Genomic DNA, 16,935 nt, shown 5'->3' with positions numbered 1-16,935 from the left:
TTGAAATAGGTGGCTTGGGATGCACGTAGAACCGGGAGTGGCGTGGGGGCATCCAGGTTCTCGGGGCTATCCTCAGGAGCGGGTCGCTACAGGGTCAGCAATCTGAACAATGCAATCTTGTTGATCTCCGCCAGTGCGCACTTGAACTCAGTGTCCACTGAGTTGTGGATGCGGGTTTCGAACGCGGCGAGAATCTGGTGCCGGTTGCTGCCTTTCACCGCCATGATGAAGGGAAACTTGAACTTGGCCTTGTAGGCATCGTTCAGCTCGGTGAACCGTTGGAACTCTTCGGCTGTGCATTGGTGAATACCGGCGCCAGCCTGTTCGTTGGTGCTGGCTTCGGTCAACTGGCCCTGGACGGCGGCTTTGCCGGCCAGATCCGGGTGAGCGTTGATCAGTGCCAACTGGCTGGCGTGATCGGCGCTCAGCAGGATATCGCTCATGCGCTGGTGCAGGCCTTCAATCTGGTCGACGGAGGCGTCAACACCCAGGTCGTAGGCTCTTTCAGCCACCCATGGCGAATGTTCATAGATATCGGCGAAAGCCTCGACGAAGGCTTCACGGCTCAGGGTCGATGGCTTGAGGCTCTGGAAAGCAGTCATTTCGCCGCTCCCTGGTAAGGATGGGTCTGTTGCCAGTGGCGGGCGATATCGACACGACGGGTGAACCACACCTGTTCATGGCCTTTGACGTATTCGATGAAGCGCTTGAGGGATGCCAGGCGGGCCGGGCGACCGATCAGTCGACAGTGCAGGCCGATGGACAGCATCTTCGGGGCTTCGGCACCTTCGGCGTAGAGCACATCGAAGGCATCTTTGAGGTAATGGAAGAAGTCGTCGCCCTTGTTGAAGCCCTGGACCTGAGTGAAACGCATGTCGTTGGTATCCAGGGTGTAGGGGATGACCAGATGCGCCTTGCCGGTGGGGTTGTTGGGTTCCCAGTAGGGCAGGTCGTCGTCGTAGGTATCGCAGTCATAGAGGAAGCCGCCTTCCTCCATTACCAGGCGTCGGGTGTTCGGGCCGGTACGGCCGGTATACCAGCCCAGTGGGCGTTCACCGGTGATCTCGGTAAGGATGCGGATCGCCTCGAGCATGTGCTCGCGTTCCTGGGCTTCGTCCATGTACTGGTAGTCGATCCAGCGGTAGCCGTGGCTGCAGATCTCATGGCCGGCCTCGACCATGGCGCGGATCACGTCCGGATGGCGCTGAGCAGCCATGGCTACGGCAAAGATGGTCAGCGGAATGTCGAATTCCTTGAACAGCTTGAGGATCCGCCAGACGCCGGCGCGGCTGCCATATTCGTACAGCGACTCCATGCTCATGTTGCGCTCGCCCTGCAGCGGCTGCGCCGAAACCATTTCCGAGAGGAAAGCTTCCGATTCCTTATCGCCATGAAGGATGTTGCGTTCGCCGCCTTCTTCGTAATTGAGCACGAAGGACAGGGCGACACGAGCATTGCCTGGCCAGTGAGGATGAGGGGGGGTAGAGCCATAACCGATCAGGTCGCGAGGGTAGTCAGCGCTCACTGCAGTCTTCCTTCTTATTCGTGATAACGGTGGCGTGGCGGAACCTGAAGCCGGAAAGCCAGGTGAGCGTCACTGCGATGGACTGATTGTATACAAGTTTATATTCACTTTGTAAGCCTGATTTTTTGCATTTTTCTGCTTTTATCGCTATGGCCTGCACCTGCAAGAAACTTGCCTATATGGTCAGCTAATGGATCGCAAGTCGTCTGCTGCTGTGGTGTTGAGGTCAATCCACAGGCTTGTGGGTACAGCGCTGCCGGAGTGAATATTTGTGATTATTATTGTGTACAATTTTTTTGAAAAGTGTCTTAATCGTGGCCTCGCCGCAGCTTTTCACCCGCCGAAATGCTGTGGCCCCCTTTCAATCACTGACTCCGGGAGGCGCGAGGCCTGGGCGCACCAGTTGTGACAGGCACGCAGAATCAATGGGACGTTTGACTACACACGTTTTGGACGCCGCACATGGCTGCCCTGGCAGCGCTATCAAGGTTGAGCTGTATCGGGTTGACGGGGCGCAGATGGAATTGGTCGCCAGCACCCTGACCAACAGCGATGGCCGTTGCGATGCGCCGCTGCTGCAGGGCGATGACTACCGTTCCGGGGTTTACCAACTGCATTTCCACGCTGGCGATTACTACCGCGCCCGGGGTGTACAACTGCCACAGCCGGCGTTCCTTGATGTAGTCGTGCTGCGGTTCGGTATCAGTGCCGAGCAGGAGCATTACCACGTGCCGCTGCTGATCTCGCCGTACAGCTATTCGACCTACAGAGGAAGCTAGGACTTTCCCCCCAAGAATCCTGCGCAAATAGCTTCTTTGGTCCTTGCCCGCTCACACTGCGGGCTTTTTTTCGCCGGTTATAAAGTCGTCGCTGGCAAGTCGGTTCCTGGCTGAGTGCTGCAGGAGCCGGCTTGTCGGCGAAGCGCTTAACGGCTCAACAGGGATGCGGCTCCAGCCCCTGTGAACAGCCCGGCACTGATGCGATTGAACCAGCTTTGGCCCTTGCCGCTGCGCAAGTAACGCGCGGCGCCATGGGCACTGAAGCCGTAGGCCAACTTGCAGCTCAGGTCCAGCAGGGTCCAGGTAGCGATCATGGTCAGCAGTTGGGGCAGGAAAGGCTGCTGGGTATTGAGAAACTGCGGCAGGAACGCGGCGAAGAACAGAATGTCCTTCGGGTTGCTGGCCCCCAGGACAAAAGCGCGTCCGAACAGTGCACGAAAGCGCGGTTTCAGTGCGACTTCCGGTACCACCGCGCCGTGGGAAAGCTGCCGGGATTGCTGCCAGCTCTGCCAGGCGAGGTAGAACAGATAGAGGACGCCGACGATCTTCAGGGCGCTGAACAGTTGCTCCGAAGCCAGTAGCAGTGCGCCCAGGCCCAGCGCGGATGCGCTCAACAGGCAGATCGAGGCCAGGACCCCGCCGAGAAAGGCCGGGTATGAGCGGCGCAGGCCATAGTTCAGGCTGTTGCTGATCATCAGCAACGACAAGGGACCCGGAATCAGGATCACTACCAAGGTAGCGCCACTGAACAGCAGCCAGGTTTCCAGACTCATTGCATTCTCCCAATACACAAAAACCCCATCCGAAGGGATGGGGCGGGTGAGAGCAGGTGTGGCTTACAAGAAAATGAACTTGGCGATGAAGATCGCGCACAGCACATACAGGCTGATGGAAATTTCCTTGTGCTTGCCCGTTCCTGCCTTCAGTACCACGTAGGTGATGAAACCCAGGGCAATGCCATCGGCGACGGAAAAGGTCAGGGGCATCATGATTGCCGTGACAATCGCCGGAATGCTGTCGGTGGCTTCGTCCCAGTTGATATGGGCCATGCCGCCCATCATCAGCATCGCAACATAGATCAAGGCACCTGCTGTGGCGTAAGCAGGGATCATGCCTGCCAGCGGCGCAAAAAACATGGCGGCAACAAATAGCACACCTACGGTGACGGCGGTAAGGCCAGTCCGCCCGCCCGCGGCCACACCGGCGGCACTTTCCACGTAGCTGGTCACCGGCGGCACCCCGACTACTGCGCCGAAGACGCTTGAAGCACTGTCGGCCTTGAGGGCGCGCGAGAGATTCTCGATCTTGCCGTCGGCCTTCACCAGGCCGGCACGCTGGGCCACGCCCATCAGGGTGCCGGCAGTGTCGAACATGTGCACGAAGAGGAAGGCCAGTACCACGCTGATCATGCTGATGTTGAACACCCCGGCAACATCCATGGCCATCCAGGTGGGCGCCAGGCTCGGCGGGGTGGACAGGATGCCGTTGTAGTGCACCAGCCCCAGGCCCCAGCCGGCCAGGGTCACGGCGATGATGCTGATGAGGATTGCGCCGAACACTCGGTGGTAGCTGAGCACCGCGATCATCAGAAAGCAGATGGCCGCCAGCAGCGGACCCGGTTCACGTAGGGAGCCGAGCTTGAGCAGGGTGGCCGGGCTGTCGACGATGATGCCCGCCGTTTTCAATCCGATCAGTCCGAGAAACAGCCCGACACCCGCTCCCATGGCGAAGCGCAAGCTCACCGGAATGCTGTTGAGCAGCCATTCACGAATCCGCGACAAGGTCAGGATCATGAACAGCACACCTGAGATGAATACCGCGCCGAGGGCGGTTTCCCAGTTGTAGCCCATGGTGCCGACCACGGTGTAGGTGAAGAAGGCGTTGAGACCCATGCCCGGGGCCAGGCCCACTGGCCAGTTGGCGTACAGGCCCATTAGCAGGCAGCCCAGGGCAGCAGCGATGCAGGTGGCAACGAAGGCGGCGCCGTGGTCGATGCCGGCGTCGGCCATGATGTTGGGATTGACGAAGATGATGTAAGCCATGGTGATGAAGGTTGTCACACCGGCAATCAGCTCGGTCTTCACCGTGGTGCCATGCAACCTGAGTTTGAAGATGCGCTCCAGCCAGCCGCTGTTCAGCGAGGGCGAGAGGTCCAGCGGAGAGGCTTCGGATTTGCGGCTTTCCACAGCGAGTACTCCTCAAGAGTTTTATTGTTTTTTCCAGAACCGGGCACGGGAGGGTGGGCAGCGGCTCTTTGAGGCAGGCAGGGCTTGTGGGGTTTGTTGACCTTTGGGTCAAGAACTCACACGTGGCGAATTATGCTTTTGTATACAAAGAAAGCAAATAATGTTTTTGGTTTTGTGTGCGAAAAATCTGAGGACTTGGCTATATCACCATCGCCCTTTATGCCGGGCAGTGCGGAGGGTTGGTCAGAGTCTGTTCGGCGGTCTGGGAGGGCGCGCGGAGAGGAAGGGGCTATCAGTCGTCTGCAGGTTTTCCCGCCAGGGCCTGGTTTACGGCCAGCCAGCCATTGACCGCACTTTCTCCGGCTTCGGCGAAGGCCCGTTGCAGCAGTTTTACCTGTTCGCGACGCAGGGAGTGTTCAAAGCGCGCGCCATCGTCGGTCAGTTGCAACAGGCGTTTTCGTTTGTCGCTGGCTGGGGCGATGCTGTCAACCAGGTGCATTTCCATGAGTTGGCGCAAAGGCGTATTCAGTGCCTGCTTGCTCACCCCCAGCAGCGTGAGCAGTTCTTTCACACTCAGGCCGGGGTAACGGGCAATGAAAAACACGATGCGCTGGTGCACGCGACTCAAGCCTCGGCGTTCGAGCATTTCGTCGGCCTTGGCGGTAAAGGCCTGATAGCCAAAGAAGAAGGCTTCCATGGCGGCTTGTTGCGAGGTCTGGTTTTTAAGGTCAAGCATATTGACGTATCTGCGAGAGTCGGCGTAATTTCGGTCAAGCAGTTTGACGTATTTCCTCCGACCTTTGCTAGCGGTGACCTCCATGGCCTTCTCCGAACGTGTATCGCGCCTCAAAAGCTCCTTGATCCGTGAAATCCTTGCCGCGGCCCAGCGCCCGGAAGTGATGTCGTTCGCAGGCGGGCTGCCGGCCGAGGTGATGCTGCCCAAGGTGCAGTGGCAAGACATGCCCTTGTCCATGGGGCAATACGGCATGAGTGAAGGCGAGCCGTCGTTGCGTGAAGCCCTGGCTGCCGAGGCGCGCAAGCTCGGCGTGCCTTGCGAGGCGAGCCAGGTCCTGGTGGTCAGCGGCTCCCAGCAGACCCTTGACCTGGCGGCCAAGCTGTACATCGACAAGGGCACCCAGATCCTGTTGGAGGCTCCGACCTATCTGGCTGCCCTGCAGATCTTCCAGTTGTTCGGTGCCGACTGCCTGACTGTGCCATTGGAGGCGGACGGTCCGGATCTGGCGCAGATGCGCGCTCGCCTGGAACAGCATCGTCCAGCCTTCGTCTACCTGATTCCGACCTTCCAGAATCCTTCGGCGGTGCGCTACAGCGAAGCCAAGCGCGAGGCGGTGGCGGCCCTTCTGGACGAGTTCGGCGTGACCCTGATCGAGGACGAGCCCTATCGCGAGCTGACCTTCGACGGTGGCAGCGCGACCCCCATTGTCAGCCGCCTGAAAAAGGCCAGTTGGATCTACACCGGCACCGTGTCGAAAACCCTGCTCCCGGGATTGCGGGTTGGCTACTTGATCGCCAGTCCGGACCTGTTCCCTCATCTGCTGCGCCTGAAACAGTCCGCGGACTTGCACACCAACCGCGTCGGCCAGTGGCAGGCCATGCAATGGATCGGCAGCGATCAGTTCCAGCAGCACCTGGGTGAACTGCGCAGTTTCTACCGTCTGCGCCGTGATGCCTTTCAGATCGCGCTGCAGACTCATTTCGCAGATCTGGCGGACTGGCAGGTGCCCCAGGGAGGTCTGTTTTTCTGGTTGAGCTTGAAACAACCCCTGGATACCCGCACTTTGCTCAAGTCCGCGTTGGAACAAGACGTGACTTTTATGCCCGGCGAACCGTTCTTCTCTGAACCGGAGCGCAATCATGGGCATCTGCGGTTGAATTTCAGCCATATCGATCCGGCACGGCTGGACGAAGGCCTCAAGCGGCTGGCCACCGTGATACGTCAAGCACAGGCTGCACAGGCAGCCTAAGGGGAGGGCCATGTACAAGGTTTATGGCGATTACCGTTCGGGCAACTGCTACAAGATCAAGCTGATGCTCAGTCTTCTGGGGCTGCCTTATGAGTGGCAGGCGGTGGACATTCTTGGAGGCGATACCCAGACCGAAGCCTTCCTGGCAAAGAATCCCAACGGCAAGATACCGGTACTGGAACTGGAAGACGGCACCTGCCTGTGGGAGTCCAACGCGATTCTCAACTTTCTGGCCGACGGCAGCGAATTCCTGCCCAGCGAACCGCGCCTGCGCACCCAGGTCCTGCAATGGCAGTTCTTCGAACAGTACAGTCACGAGCCTTACATCGCGGTGGCGCGCTTCATTGAACAGTACGAGGGCTTGCCCGAAGAGCGCCGGGACGAATACCTGAAGCTGCACAAGCGTGGCTACAAGGCGCTGGATGTGATGGAAAAACAATTGAGCCGCACGCCGTATCTGGTGGGCGAGCACTATTCCATTGCCGATATCGCGCTGTATGCCTACACCCATGTGGCCCATGAAGGCGGTTTCGATCTGACCCGCTATCCGGGTATCCAGGCCTGGGTCCAGCGCGTACAGAGCCATCCGCGGCATGTCGGGATGTTCGATTGAGCGGATTTTCCGAGGGGGCAACTGACCCGGGACAGCATCGTCCCGGGGAGAGGCTTCAGGCCGCCGAGAAGCGCTGGTTCAGGTAATCGATGATCACCTTGGATTCATACATCCAGGTGGTCTGGCCGTTCTCTTCGATACGCAGGCATGGCACCTTGATCTTGCCGCCCTGCTCCAGCAGGGTCTGGCGATCCTGCTCGTTGTTCTTGGCGTCGCGCAGGGCCACCGGTACGTTCAGGCGGTGCAGGGTACGGCGGGTCTTCACGCAGAACGGGCAGGCGTGGAACTGATACAGGGTCAGGCCCTTGGCGGCCTGCTCGACCTGCGCTTGAGCGGCGGCAGCGCGCTTCTGCTTGCGCGGGCGGGTGATGAAGTCGATGAAAATGATGAGTTGGCCCAGGCCGACTCGCAGCGCTTTGACGATCACGGTATTGCCTCTTGCCCATGAATGAAGGGGCGGCAGCTTACCTGATTTTTGCCGGACGAAAAAAACCGGCGATCAACGCCGGTTTTTTCACTCAGGGCCTGTTACTTGATCAGGCTGAGGAACTCGCTGCGAGTCGCGGCATTTTCGCGGAACTCGCCCAGCATCACTGAAGTGATCATCGACGAATTCTGCTTTTCCACACCGCGCATCATCATGCACATGTGCTTGGCCTCGATCACCACTGCAACCCCCAGAGCGCCGGTCACTTGCTGAACGGCGTCGGCGATTTGCCGGCTGAGGTTTTCCTGGATCTGCAGGCGACGGGCATACATGTCGACGATGCGCGCGACTTTCGACAGCCCCAGGACCTTGCCGCTGGGAATGTAGGCAACGTGAGCCTTGCCGATGAATGGCAGCAGATGGTGTTCGCACAGCGAGTAGAGCTCGATGTCCTTGACCAGCACCATTTCGCTGTTGTCAGAGCTGAACAAGGCACCGTTGGTGACTTCTTCCAGGGTTTGGGCATAACCGCGGCAAAGGTACTGCATGGCTTTGGCGGCACGCTTGGGCGTATCGAGCAGGCCCTCGCGGGAGACGTCCTCGCCCAGTTGGCCGAGGATCGCGGTGTAATTCTGTTCCAGGGACATGAAACTACCTGTGGGATTTTACGCAAAGGGCAAGGGTACGGTGGCAGACACGGCGCTGCAAGCTTAGTGCAGCGGCTTTATTCGTCGCGGCCTTCCATCATGGTGCGTTTGAGCATTACGTACAGCGCGCCAGTGCCGCCATGTTTAGCCTGGCAGGAGGTGAAGCCCAGCACTTGTGGATGCTGGCGCAGCCAGGTGTTGACGTGGCTTTTGATCATGGGGCGCTTGCCGTCCAGGCGCACGGCCTTGCCGTGGGTGACGCGTACACAGCGGATCTCGAATCGGGTGGCTTCGGCGAGAAACGCCCAGAGGGTTTCGCGGGCCTTTTCCACGGTCATGCCATGCAGGTCAAGGCTGCCTTCAAAGGGAATCTGGCCGATTTTCAGCTTGCGCATCTGGCTTTCCTGAACCCCGTCGCGGGCCCACATCAGCTCATCTTCAGGTCCCACATCGATGACGAACTGATCGGACAGCCCGTCCACCGTCGTGGTCTCGCTACGCACTGTGGCAGCCTGGCGCAGCTTGGCGATCTGTGCGCGGTCGGCCTTGGGTTTGCCTGTGTCGGCCCGATCGTGCTTGATCGGCTTGACGCCGCGGATCTCGTTTTTGAACAGGGAAAAATCGTCGTCTTGCATGTCAGCCTCCGCGAAGGGCGGCTAGTTTACCCAACTCGGAACACCTTAAGGCGCGCAAATCGCGCCCAGGGTCGTCAGTCGTGTTTTTTCATCAGGTGTGGCGCCATGTTCAGTGCCAGGGGCTGGCGCATTCGGCGCCGGCAACGCCGCCACAGGCGCACACCGATGTACAGCAGTAGCAGGCCGATCAGCAGGATCAGCGCCGAGCCCAGTGGGCTGGCGTTGAGTTCTCCTAGCGCCGGAGCGCGTCCCAGCAGGCTTGCGGTCCCAGCCAGGGCCAGCAGCACGCCGAAGGTCGCCAGCAATGCAGAGAATCCAGCCCCCAGGCGCAGGCGCCAGTTTCGCGGGCTTTTGGGCCGCAATCGGCGTGCGTCAAAACCATCGGATATCTTCATTCCGACCTTCCTCAATGGGTATCGGCCCTTCGACCGGGAGTTGACCGGGTGGTTCCTGAGGCTAAGGCAATTGCTGCAAATGCGAGGCGTTTATGGATGAGCGGCCCGCCAGCCGCTCACCAAGGCTGGTCAGATCAGGCTTGCGGTCTGGGCGAGAGTGGCAAAGTTGTCGGCCATGATCGCCATTTCAGTCTGCTGAACATGCTCGGCGCTGAGAATGCCGCCCTTGTAGGGCAGGTCACGGGTGGCGCAGGCGTCCTCTACCAGGGTGCAACGGAATCCCAGGTTCTTCGCTGCTCGCACGGTGGTGCTGACGCTGGAGTGGCTCATGAAACCGGCGACGATCAGGTCCAGGGAGCCCAGATCCTGCAGGCGCTTTTCCAGTTCGGTGCCGTGGAAGGCACTGGGCAGCAGCTTGCCGATGATGGTCTCGTCGCCTTGGGGCTCAAGGCCGGGGATGAATTCGCCGCGCTCGCCCTGAGGGTCGAACAGGCCGCCGACGGTGCCAAGATGGCGCACATGCACAATGGGCCGGCCGGCAGCCCGGGCTGCGGCCAGCAGTTGGCCGATGTTGGCCACTGCTTTGTCCATGCCGGACAGGGCCAGGGGGCCGCTGAGGTACTCTTTCTGGGCGTCGATGATCACAAGGGTCGCGTGGCTCAAATTGGCCGCGGCATAACCACGACCGCTGAGTTGAAACATCGTCTTTGGAACGGACATTCTGGGGCTCCTGTGAGTGGGGCTTTTGCGACATTGTCCTCTGGCGGAGCGCTTCTGTGAATCGCTACTAACGTAAGGTGCGCCGTTGTTGGCCTGCAGCCTTGTCAAGAGGGGCAAGGTATTTGGCTTGCCGGGCAAAAAGCGGTCGGTCAGGCGATTGTACGGCGGTGGTTTTTCATTCGTCGTCGGCAGGCGCTTTGGCTGTTAGAATTGCCGGTCGTTTTTTCAGGAGTTCTGTCCCGTGATCACTTCCCGCCTTCGCACCTTGCGTGACCATATCCGCTGGGCTGTCAGCCGCTTTCATGGGGAGGATCTGTTCTTCGGCCATGGTACCGACAACGCCTGGGACGAGGCCCGCCAATTGGTGCTCGGAGCCTTGCATCTGCCCTGGGAAATCGCCGACAGCTACCTGGACTGCGCGTTGGAAGACGACGAGTTGGTCCACCTTCAGCACTTGCTCAAGCGCCGAATCGAAGAACGCGTGCCCACAGCCTATCTGTTGGGCGAGGCCTGGTTCTGCGGCATGTCGTTCATCGTTGACGAGCGTGTGCTGATTCCCCGCTCGCCCATCGGCGAGTTGATCGAGAAACGCTTCGAACCCTGGCTGGGCACTGAGCCTGCGCGGATTCTCGATCTGTGCACCGGCTCCGGTTGCATCGGCATTGCCTGTGCCTATGAGTTCCGCGAGGCCGAAGTGGTGCTGGCCGACCTGTCCTTCGAAGCCTTGGAAGTGGCCAACCAGAACATTGAGCGCCACGGTGTCGATGAGCGAGTGTTCACCGTGCAGGGCGATGGTTTCGATGGCTTGCCGGGGCAGCGTTTCGACCTGATCGTTTCCAACCCGCCTTATGTCGATGCCGAAGATTTTGCCGACATGCCGGACGAGTACCAGCATGAGCCCGAGCTGGGCCTGGCCTGTGGCGATGATGGCCTGAATCTGGTGCGGCGCATGCTGGCCCAGGCCGCTGATCACCTGACCGAGAAAGGCTTGCTGATTGTCGAAGTGGGCAATAGCCAGGTGCACGTCGAAGCGCTGTACCCCGAAGTCGACTTCGCCTGGCTGGACTTCGAGCGCGGCGGTCACGGTGTGTTCATGCTCACTGCGGAGCAGTGCCGCGAGCATCAGGCGCTGTTCGCCGCCCGCGCCTGAGCCATGTGCCGGCCCGCGCAAGGCGGGCCTTGATCCCTGAAGAGGTTGCGACTCAGCGGTGAGTCGCAATCCAGATCAGCAGACCCGCCTGGAAGACCGCAAAGGCTACCAGGCAGGTGATGGTGAAGCGCAGACCGGTGTCTTCACGTTTGTACTTGGTGACTTTCTCTTCCTGCTTGCGCAGTTTGACTTCCAGCTCCTCCAGGTTCTGCTCGGCCTGCTGGAGCATCTGTGCGGCTTCCAGTATCTCCACGAACTGCAGTTTCTCGGTGTTCCACTGGCTCAGCAGCTCGCCCACTTGAACATCCTTGACGCTGCCCTTGAGATGCTGGGCATCGGCATACACCACGTCGAAGCCCAGGGTACGCAGCACATGATCGCGGCGCAGGCGAGTGTCCTCATTGAGGGCGTCCTTGTTAGCGAGCTCGAAGCCGTCGACCCGGTAGTGCGGCCACTTCTTCTGCGCCCATTGCGCGGCCTGGGCCAGCAGGAAGCGTCCGATGCCACGGTTCAGTGGTTCGATCTGCAGCCCGCCTTCGGGCTCGAAGTGCACCCGGTGGGTGTCGTGCTCGACCCAGACATCCAGGTGATTCTGTTCCTTGCGCACCCGCTGGCCGGGCAGGCTGATGGTCATGCGCAGCAGGCTGTGCTCTTTGTTGTTGCGTTCGGCATAACCGAACTCGACAAAACGCAAAGGGCGCCCGCCGGTGGCGCGATCGGTCTGCAGGGGCGCCAGGCGCAGCATCTTGTGATGTTCAGCCTGGACGTCCGCCCACGGCAACGGCGCCGCTTCCGGTACGGCGGCTTCCTGCTCGGTGGCGGGTGAATTCGAGGTATCAGTCATAACGGCAAGTCCTGTCCAATCGCTGCGCGCCGACAGCAATCGAACGGCCGGCAAAGGCTTATCGGCCGTTTTTTTCAGGACTGGAGGGTAAAAACAGCCTAACGGGTGTGAAGTCCGTCAATAAAACTGATGATGGATCGGCCCAGTTCCGCCGCCAGGGGCAATTGCGGGTCCTTGTAGGACGCCAATTGGCGCTTGAGATCGTTGGGTACGATACGCAGAACATGGTTCATGCCGTCGATCAAGGTCAGTTGAGCATCCGGTTTTGCCGCCTTGAGCACCCGGGCGTCGTCAACGCTGACCTGGATATCATTGCTGCCCTGAATGATCAGCGCCGGCATTTTCAGGCGGGCGAAAGCGGCGGCCGGGTCCTCGCGGAACAGGGTGATCAGATAGGGTTGTACGCTGGGGCGGAAGATCACTTGCAGGGCTGGTGGCACATCGTTGTCGACCTGACCGGCCTTGAGGCTGTCCAGCAGTTCGTTGCTGCGCACCATCAGCGCCGGCGGCAGGCGATAACTCAGTTGCTGGCGCAGCACCTGATCCACGGGGCGGGCGGTGCCGGAGATGGAAATCACGCCGGCGGCGTCCAGTTGGGCGGCGGCGAGGCTGGCGATCAGCGCGCCTTCGCTATGGCCCAGCACGATCAGTTGGCCCAGACGCGGGTCGGCCTTGAGCTGCTTGCCCCAGGCCACGGCGTCGGCCACATAGGCGTCGAGGGTCAGGTTGCGTTCATCCGGGGTCGCCGCGAGGCTGGCCGCCACACCGCGCTTGTCGTAGCGCACGCTGGCGATGTTGTGCTTGGCCAGCACCCAGGCCAGGCGCTTGAGGCTATCGTTGCGCCCGCCGTCGGGGTTGTTGCCGTCGCGGTCGGTGGGGCCGGAGCCTGAGATGATTAGCACCACCGGCACCGGCTGCGCGGATTTGGGCAGCAGCATCGAGCCATACAGCTCGCCGTGGCCGGTGTCCAGGCTTACGGGGCGTTGCAGGACGGCCGCGTTGACCAGGCCGGTGAACAGGGAAAGGCTCAAGAGAAGGACTCGCAGCATCATCACGCCATCATGTATAAGGTGCCGGTTGGACTCGGGCAGGGGCAGAAGGTTCGAGGATGAACTAGTTGGGTAGCCTGCGTATACTTGCGCCCTTCAGTAATCCTGATTGAGTTATTTCGGCTGATTTCACGGAGCTCCCCGCATGTCCGGCAATACCTACGGCAAGCTGTTCACTGTCACCACCGCGGGCGAAAGCCATGGTCCGGCGTTGGTCGCCATTGTCGACGGCTGCCCGCCGGGCCTCGAGCTGTCCCTGGAAGACCTGCAGCGTGACCTGGACCGGCGCAAGCCCGGCACCAGCCGTCACACCACCCAGCGCCAGGAACCCGATGAAGTCGAGATCCTTTCCGGGGTGTTCGAGGGCAAGACCACGGGCTGTTCCATTGGCCTGTTGATCCGCAATACCGACCAGAAGTCCAAGGACTACTCGGCGATCAAGGATCTGTTCCGTCCGGCTCACGCCGATTACACCTACCACCACAAGTACGGCATTCGTGATTACCGTGGCGGCGGTCGCAGCTCGGCGCGGGAAACCGCCATGCGCGTGGCGGCCGGGGCCATCGCCAAGAAATACCTGGCAAGCCAGGGCATCGTGGTGCGCGGTTACATGAGTCAGTTGGGCCCGATCGAGATTCCTTTCAAGACCTGGGATTCGGTGGAGGACAACGCATTCTTCAGCCCCGATCCGGATAAGGTTCCGGAGCTTGAAGCCTACATGGACCAATTGCGCCGGGATCAGGACTCCGTGGGAGCGAAGATCACCGTGGTCGCCGAAGGCGTGATGCCGGGCCTGGGCGAGCCGATCTTCGACCGGCTGGATGCCGAACTGGCTCATGCGTTGATGAGCATCAATGCGGTCAAGGGCGTGGAAATCGGCGCCGGTTTCGCCTGCGTCGCCCAGCGCGGCACCGAACACCGTGACGAGCTGACCCCGCAAGGTTTCCTCAGCAATAACGCCGGCGGCATTCTTGGCGGGATCTCCTCGGGGCAGCCGATCGTTGCCCACCTGGCGCTCAAGCCGACGTCCAGCATCACCACGCCAGGTCGCTCCATCGACGTTGATGGCAATCCGCTGGACGTGATCACCAAGGGCCGTCACGACCCTTGCGTGGGCATTCGTGCCACTCCCATTGCCGAAGCCATGATGGCCATCGTGCTGCTGGATCACCTGCTGCGTCACCGCGGCCAGAATGCCGACGTGCGCGTCAGCACGCCGGTACTGGGCCAGCTGTAATGGCGGTTCTGCCAGTCGCTACGGTCTGATGACCGTGGCGGCGCTGCCGTACTGGCGGCTTTCCAGTTTCTACCTGTTCTATTTCGCTCTGCTGGGGTCGACGGCGCCGTTTCTGGCGCTGTATTTCGATCACCTGGGGTTTTCCAGCGCGCGGATCGGTGAGCTGGTGGCCATTCCCATGCTCATGCGCTGCGTGGCGCCCAACCTTTGGGGCTGGCTGGGGGACTACACTGGCCGGCGCCTGGCGATCGTGCGTTGTGGCGCCATCTGCACCCTGATCTGTTTCTCGCTGATCTTCGTCAGCAAGAGCTACGCCTGGCTGGCGATGGTCATGGCCCTGCATGCATTTTTCTGGCACGCAGTCCTGCCGCAGTTTGAGGTGATCACCCTGGCGCACTTGCAGGGGCAGACCTCACGCTACAGTCAGATCCGTCTTTGGGGTTCCATCGGTTTTATTCTTACCGTGGTGGCTTTGGGGCGCCTGTTCGAGTGGTTGAGCCTGGATATCTACCCGGCGGCACTGGTGGCGATCATGGGCGGCATTGTGCTCAGCAGCCTGTGGGTGCCCAACGCCCAGCCTGTGGTGCAGGGGCCGCGGTTGGCCGGGGAGGGCTTTATCAAGCAGCTGCGCGGCCCCGGGGTGCTGGCCTTCTACCTGTGTGTGGCCCTGATGCAGATGAGCCACGGTCCTTACTACACCTTCCTGACCCTGCACCTGGAGCACCTGGGCTATACCCGTGGCCTGATCGGCATGCTCTGGGCTCTGGGTGTGGTGGCCGAGGTGCTGATGTTCCTGGCCATGAGCCGGATTCTGGCGCGATTTTCCGTGCGCCGGGTGTTGCTGGCGAGTTTTCTCTTGGCGGCTTTGCGCTGGGTGCTGCTGGGCAGCCTGGCGGAGCATCTCGGGGCACTGTTGTTGGCGCAGGTGCTGCATGCGGCAACCTTCGGCAGCTTTCACGCCGCGGCCATTCATTTTGTCCAACGCAGTTTCGGTGCTCGCCAGCAGGGCCAGGGCCAGGCGCTGTACGCCGCCCTGGCGGGAACCGGAGGTGCCCTGGGCGCCCTGTATTCCGGCTACAGCTGGAACGCCCTGGGCGCCACATTGACCTTTAGTATTGCTAGCGTCGCCGCCCTGGCCGCAGCCGTTATCATTGCCACCCGCATGCAAGAGGAGTTGCCGTCATGAGCAGCCTGTCCGTCTACCACGTATCCAGCCCGGACCTGCCGAACAAGGTTCTGACCCACTTTGACGATATCGCTGCGACCTTGGCCGAACAGGGGATTGGCTTTGATCGTTGGCCAGCCTCGACGCGGATCGAGCCGGGGGCCAGCCAGGAAGAGGTGGTTGCGGCCTATCAGGAGCAGATCGATCGGCTGATGACCGAGCAGGGTGATGTCAGCGTGGATGTGATCAGCCTCAACCGTGACCATCCACAAAGAGCCGAGTTGCGTGCCAGCTTTCTCGACGAGCATCGCCATGACGAGGATGAAGTGCGGTTATTCGTCGCCGGACGTGGACTGCTAAATCTGCACATCGACGACTACGTCTATGCCGTTCTTTGCGAAAGAAACGACCTGATTTCGCTGCCGGCGGGCACTGCCCATTGGTTCGATATGGGGGAGGAGCCGCACCTGGTCGCCATCCGCCTGTTCAGTAATCCCCAAGGCTGGTCGGCCAGCCTGACCGGCGACGCTATCGCCAGCCAGTTCCCACGCCTGGACGATTGAGCGGGAAGCTCTACGTCAACGGGCCGGTCCCACGCAAGGTGGGCCGGCCCGAGCAGGAAACCGAAGCTGGCTTACGCGGAGTGGTAAGTCGGCAAGGCAAAGCGGTTCTGGCTTTGCAGCATGGAAATCTGCGGCAGCTCACTGGCCTGTTCGGCCAAGTCACGACGAATTGCACTGATGACCCAGGACAGCTGGTCGGCGGCATGCAGCTGCGCGTAGGAAATCGAACGCTTGAACTGTTTGCCTTCGCTGTTACGCAGGGTGAGCAGGATGCCACCGTCAGGACGGGGTTGAGTGGTCACTTCGAAGTTGGAGAACAGGGAAGAAAACTTTTCTTGGATCAGGCTCATGTCTATCAGCTCCGTTAGCTCTTGAAGGGCAAGCGTGGAGTGATAGGTGCAGCGATTGTGCCAGTATTGTTTTTTTATAAATTCCTTATAAATCAATAAGTTATAATTTATAAGGAATTCCGGTCTCGTGCAAATTGCATGAATGGCCATCGTGCATCCTGCATTTTGCAGGTTGGCGGCGATTGACCGTGGGCGTGGCTACAGCGTTATGACCGCTGGCCCCGAGAGAAAATTCAATCGTTTATGGACGGGGCTGGAGGGCCCTGGAGATAACCGGCGGGGAGATACAAAAGTTTGCAAAAACTCCGTGTACAGGCCCGCGACGGCTGACGTATTTTCCAGCCTGTCACGCCGTTTCAATGCTGCCTCGGCGACCCGGCCGAACAGGTTTGAAAGGTGTTTCTGCGACATGGAATGTGTTGCGGCGCGATCCAGCGATCCTGCCCGACGAATAATAAGAAACAGGACGCCCTCCATGAACGGTCCCACTGCATTAGTGCCGGTGCTGTCAGCAGCGCTGCACTTGCCCTGCCTTTATCCCTTTGCGGGTGATCCCCGCAGTCTTCGCTTGCCGGTTGCCGAACCCTGGGTCGCCAACCCCGGTTGAGCCTTGCGCTGGCTGTTGCCAACGCCCGGCCTGGCCCGGGCACAGACCTTTGCTGTCG

General features: G+C 60.4%; 20 protein-coding genes. 7 read left to right on the top strand and 13 right to left on the bottom strand.

Translation table 11 applies throughout. The annotated features are described in order from the left end of the window. Positions 1-86: 86 nt before the first annotated feature. Together uraD and puuE are read right to left on the bottom strand one after the other, a co-directional pair. Positions 87-602 carry a 2-oxo-4-hydroxy-4-carboxy-5-ureidoimidazoline decarboxylase gene (gene uraD / locus DWF74_RS07070; RefSeq protein WP_102860803.1) on the bottom strand — a complete coding sequence of 172 codons (516 nt, stop codon included), beginning with the start codon at positions 600-602 and terminating at the stop codon, positions 87-89. Then, complete coding sequence (gene puuE, locus DWF74_RS07065) at positions 599-1,525, bottom strand: allantoinase PuuE (protein WP_110594650.1); 927 nt, start codon at positions 1,523-1,525, stop codon at positions 599-601. Before puuE ends, uraD begins: the two co-directional genes overlap by 4 nt. A gap of 425 nt (positions 1,526-1,950) precedes the next feature. Between puuE and uraH the strand changes: the two genes are divergently transcribed. Then, positions 1,951-2,304: a hydroxyisourate hydrolase gene (gene uraH / locus DWF74_RS07060; protein WP_102860805.1), complete on the top strand. Its 354-nt coding sequence runs from the start codon at positions 1,951-1,953 to the stop codon at positions 2,302-2,304. A gap of 146 nt (positions 2,305-2,450) precedes the next feature. Here uraH and DWF74_RS07055 read toward each other — a convergent pair whose 3' ends face one another. The 3 genes from DWF74_RS07055 to DWF74_RS07045 form a co-directional block, all read right to left on the bottom strand. Continuing rightward, positions 2,451-3,077: a LysE family translocator gene (locus DWF74_RS07055; RefSeq protein WP_115580669.1), complete on the bottom strand. Its 627-nt coding sequence runs from the start codon at positions 3,075-3,077 to the stop codon at positions 2,451-2,453. Positions 3,078-3,140: 63 nt separating this feature from the next. Continuing rightward, positions 3,141-4,490, bottom strand: coding sequence for an NCS2 family permease (locus DWF74_RS07050; RefSeq protein WP_102860807.1), 1,350 nt, complete (start codon positions 4,488-4,490; stop codon positions 3,141-3,143). A 292-nt stretch (positions 4,491-4,782) separates the two neighbouring features. Then, complete coding sequence (locus DWF74_RS07045) at positions 4,783-5,226, bottom strand: MarR family transcriptional regulator (protein WP_102860808.1); 444 nt, start codon at positions 5,224-5,226, stop codon at positions 4,783-4,785. An 82-nt stretch (positions 5,227-5,308) separates the two neighbouring features. Between DWF74_RS07045 and DWF74_RS07040 the strand changes: the two genes are divergently transcribed. Together DWF74_RS07040 and DWF74_RS07035 are read left to right on the top strand one after the other, a co-directional pair. After that, positions 5,309-6,475 (top strand): PLP-dependent aminotransferase family protein, encoded by a 1,167-nt coding sequence (locus DWF74_RS07040; protein WP_102860809.1) that lies wholly within the window; start codon positions 5,309-5,311, stop codon positions 6,473-6,475. A 10-nt stretch (positions 6,476-6,485) separates the two neighbouring features. Beyond that, a complete protein-coding gene (locus tag DWF74_RS07035) occupies positions 6,486-7,088 on the top strand; it encodes a glutathione S-transferase family protein (protein ID WP_102860810.1) in 603 nt (200 codons plus the stop codon). Between the two features lie 55 nt (positions 7,089-7,143). Here DWF74_RS07035 and DWF74_RS07030 read toward each other — a convergent pair whose 3' ends face one another. From DWF74_RS07030 to DWF74_RS07010, 5 genes are all read right to left on the bottom strand, one after another. After that, entirely contained in the window at positions 7,144-7,515 is a 372-nt protein-coding gene (locus tag DWF74_RS07030) for a glutathione S-transferase N-terminal domain-containing protein (protein ID WP_102860811.1), read from the bottom strand. Between the two features lie 101 nt (positions 7,516-7,616). Next, complete coding sequence (gene folE, locus DWF74_RS07025; RefSeq protein WP_011062625.1) at positions 7,617-8,162, bottom strand: GTP cyclohydrolase I FolE; 546 nt, start codon at positions 8,160-8,162, stop codon at positions 7,617-7,619. Between the two features lie 77 nt (positions 8,163-8,239). After that, on the bottom strand, positions 8,240-8,797 hold the full coding sequence (locus DWF74_RS07020) for a Smr/MutS family protein (RefSeq protein ID WP_060840489.1): 558 nt from the start codon (positions 8,795-8,797) through the stop codon (positions 8,240-8,242). A gap of 74 nt (positions 8,798-8,871) precedes the next feature. After that, on the bottom strand, positions 8,872-9,192 hold the full coding sequence (locus DWF74_RS07015) for a hypothetical protein (protein WP_102860812.1): 321 nt from the start codon (positions 9,190-9,192) through the stop codon (positions 8,872-8,874). 129 nt (positions 9,193-9,321) lie between these two features. Next, positions 9,322-9,912, bottom strand: coding sequence for a cysteine hydrolase family protein (locus DWF74_RS07010; RefSeq protein ID WP_016962781.1), 591 nt, complete (start codon positions 9,910-9,912; stop codon positions 9,322-9,324). 241 nt (positions 9,913-10,153) lie between these two features. On the opposite strand from DWF74_RS07010, the gene prmB reads away from it, so the two are divergent. Then, positions 10,154-11,062 (top strand): 50S ribosomal protein L3 N(5)-glutamine methyltransferase, encoded by a 909-nt coding sequence (prmB, locus tag DWF74_RS07005; RefSeq protein ID WP_102860813.1) that lies wholly within the window; start codon positions 10,154-10,156, stop codon positions 11,060-11,062. 52 nt (positions 11,063-11,114) lie between these two features. Here prmB and DWF74_RS07000 read toward each other — a convergent pair whose 3' ends face one another. Together DWF74_RS07000 and DWF74_RS06995 are read right to left on the bottom strand one after the other, a co-directional pair. After that, positions 11,115-11,906 carry a hypothetical protein gene (locus DWF74_RS07000; RefSeq protein WP_102860814.1) on the bottom strand — a complete coding sequence of 264 codons (792 nt, stop codon included), beginning with the start codon at positions 11,904-11,906 and terminating at the stop codon, positions 11,115-11,117. A 98-nt stretch (positions 11,907-12,004) separates the two neighbouring features. Next, positions 12,005-12,958, bottom strand: coding sequence for an alpha/beta hydrolase (locus DWF74_RS06995; RefSeq protein WP_102860815.1), 954 nt, complete (start codon positions 12,956-12,958; stop codon positions 12,005-12,007). A gap of 142 nt (positions 12,959-13,100) precedes the next feature. On the opposite strand from DWF74_RS06995, the gene aroC reads away from it, so the two are divergent. From aroC to DWF74_RS06980, 3 genes are read left to right on the top strand one after another with little or no spacing between them, the layout of a single operon-like run. After that, positions 13,101-14,192, top strand: coding sequence for a chorismate synthase (gene aroC / locus DWF74_RS06990; RefSeq protein ID WP_102860816.1), 1,092 nt, complete (start codon positions 13,101-13,103; stop codon positions 14,190-14,192). Between the two features lie 28 nt (positions 14,193-14,220). Then, a complete protein-coding gene (locus DWF74_RS06985) occupies positions 14,221-15,378 on the top strand; it encodes an MFS transporter (protein ID WP_162884078.1) in 1,158 nt (385 codons plus the stop codon). Next, positions 15,375-15,920 (top strand): 1,2-dihydroxy-3-keto-5-methylthiopentene dioxygenase, encoded by a 546-nt coding sequence (locus DWF74_RS06980; protein ID WP_102860817.1) that lies wholly within the window; start codon positions 15,375-15,377, stop codon positions 15,918-15,920. Before DWF74_RS06985 ends, DWF74_RS06980 begins: the two co-directional genes overlap by 4 nt. A gap of 71 nt (positions 15,921-15,991) precedes the next feature. Here DWF74_RS06980 and DWF74_RS06975 read toward each other — a convergent pair whose 3' ends face one another. Further along, the gene (locus DWF74_RS06975; protein WP_019093389.1) at positions 15,992-16,270 is read right to left on the bottom strand and encodes a DUF3509 domain-containing protein; all 279 of its coding nucleotides are present in this window, start codon (positions 16,268-16,270) and stop codon (positions 15,992-15,994) included. Between the last annotated feature and the right edge of the window lie 665 nt (positions 16,271-16,935).

Source organism: Pseudomonas protegens (assembly GCF_003363755.1).
Taxonomy (GTDB): domain Bacteria; phylum Pseudomonadota; class Gammaproteobacteria; order Pseudomonadales; family Pseudomonadaceae; genus Aquipseudomonas; species Aquipseudomonas danubii.
This window is presented reverse-complemented; position numbering and strand designations above follow the sequence as displayed.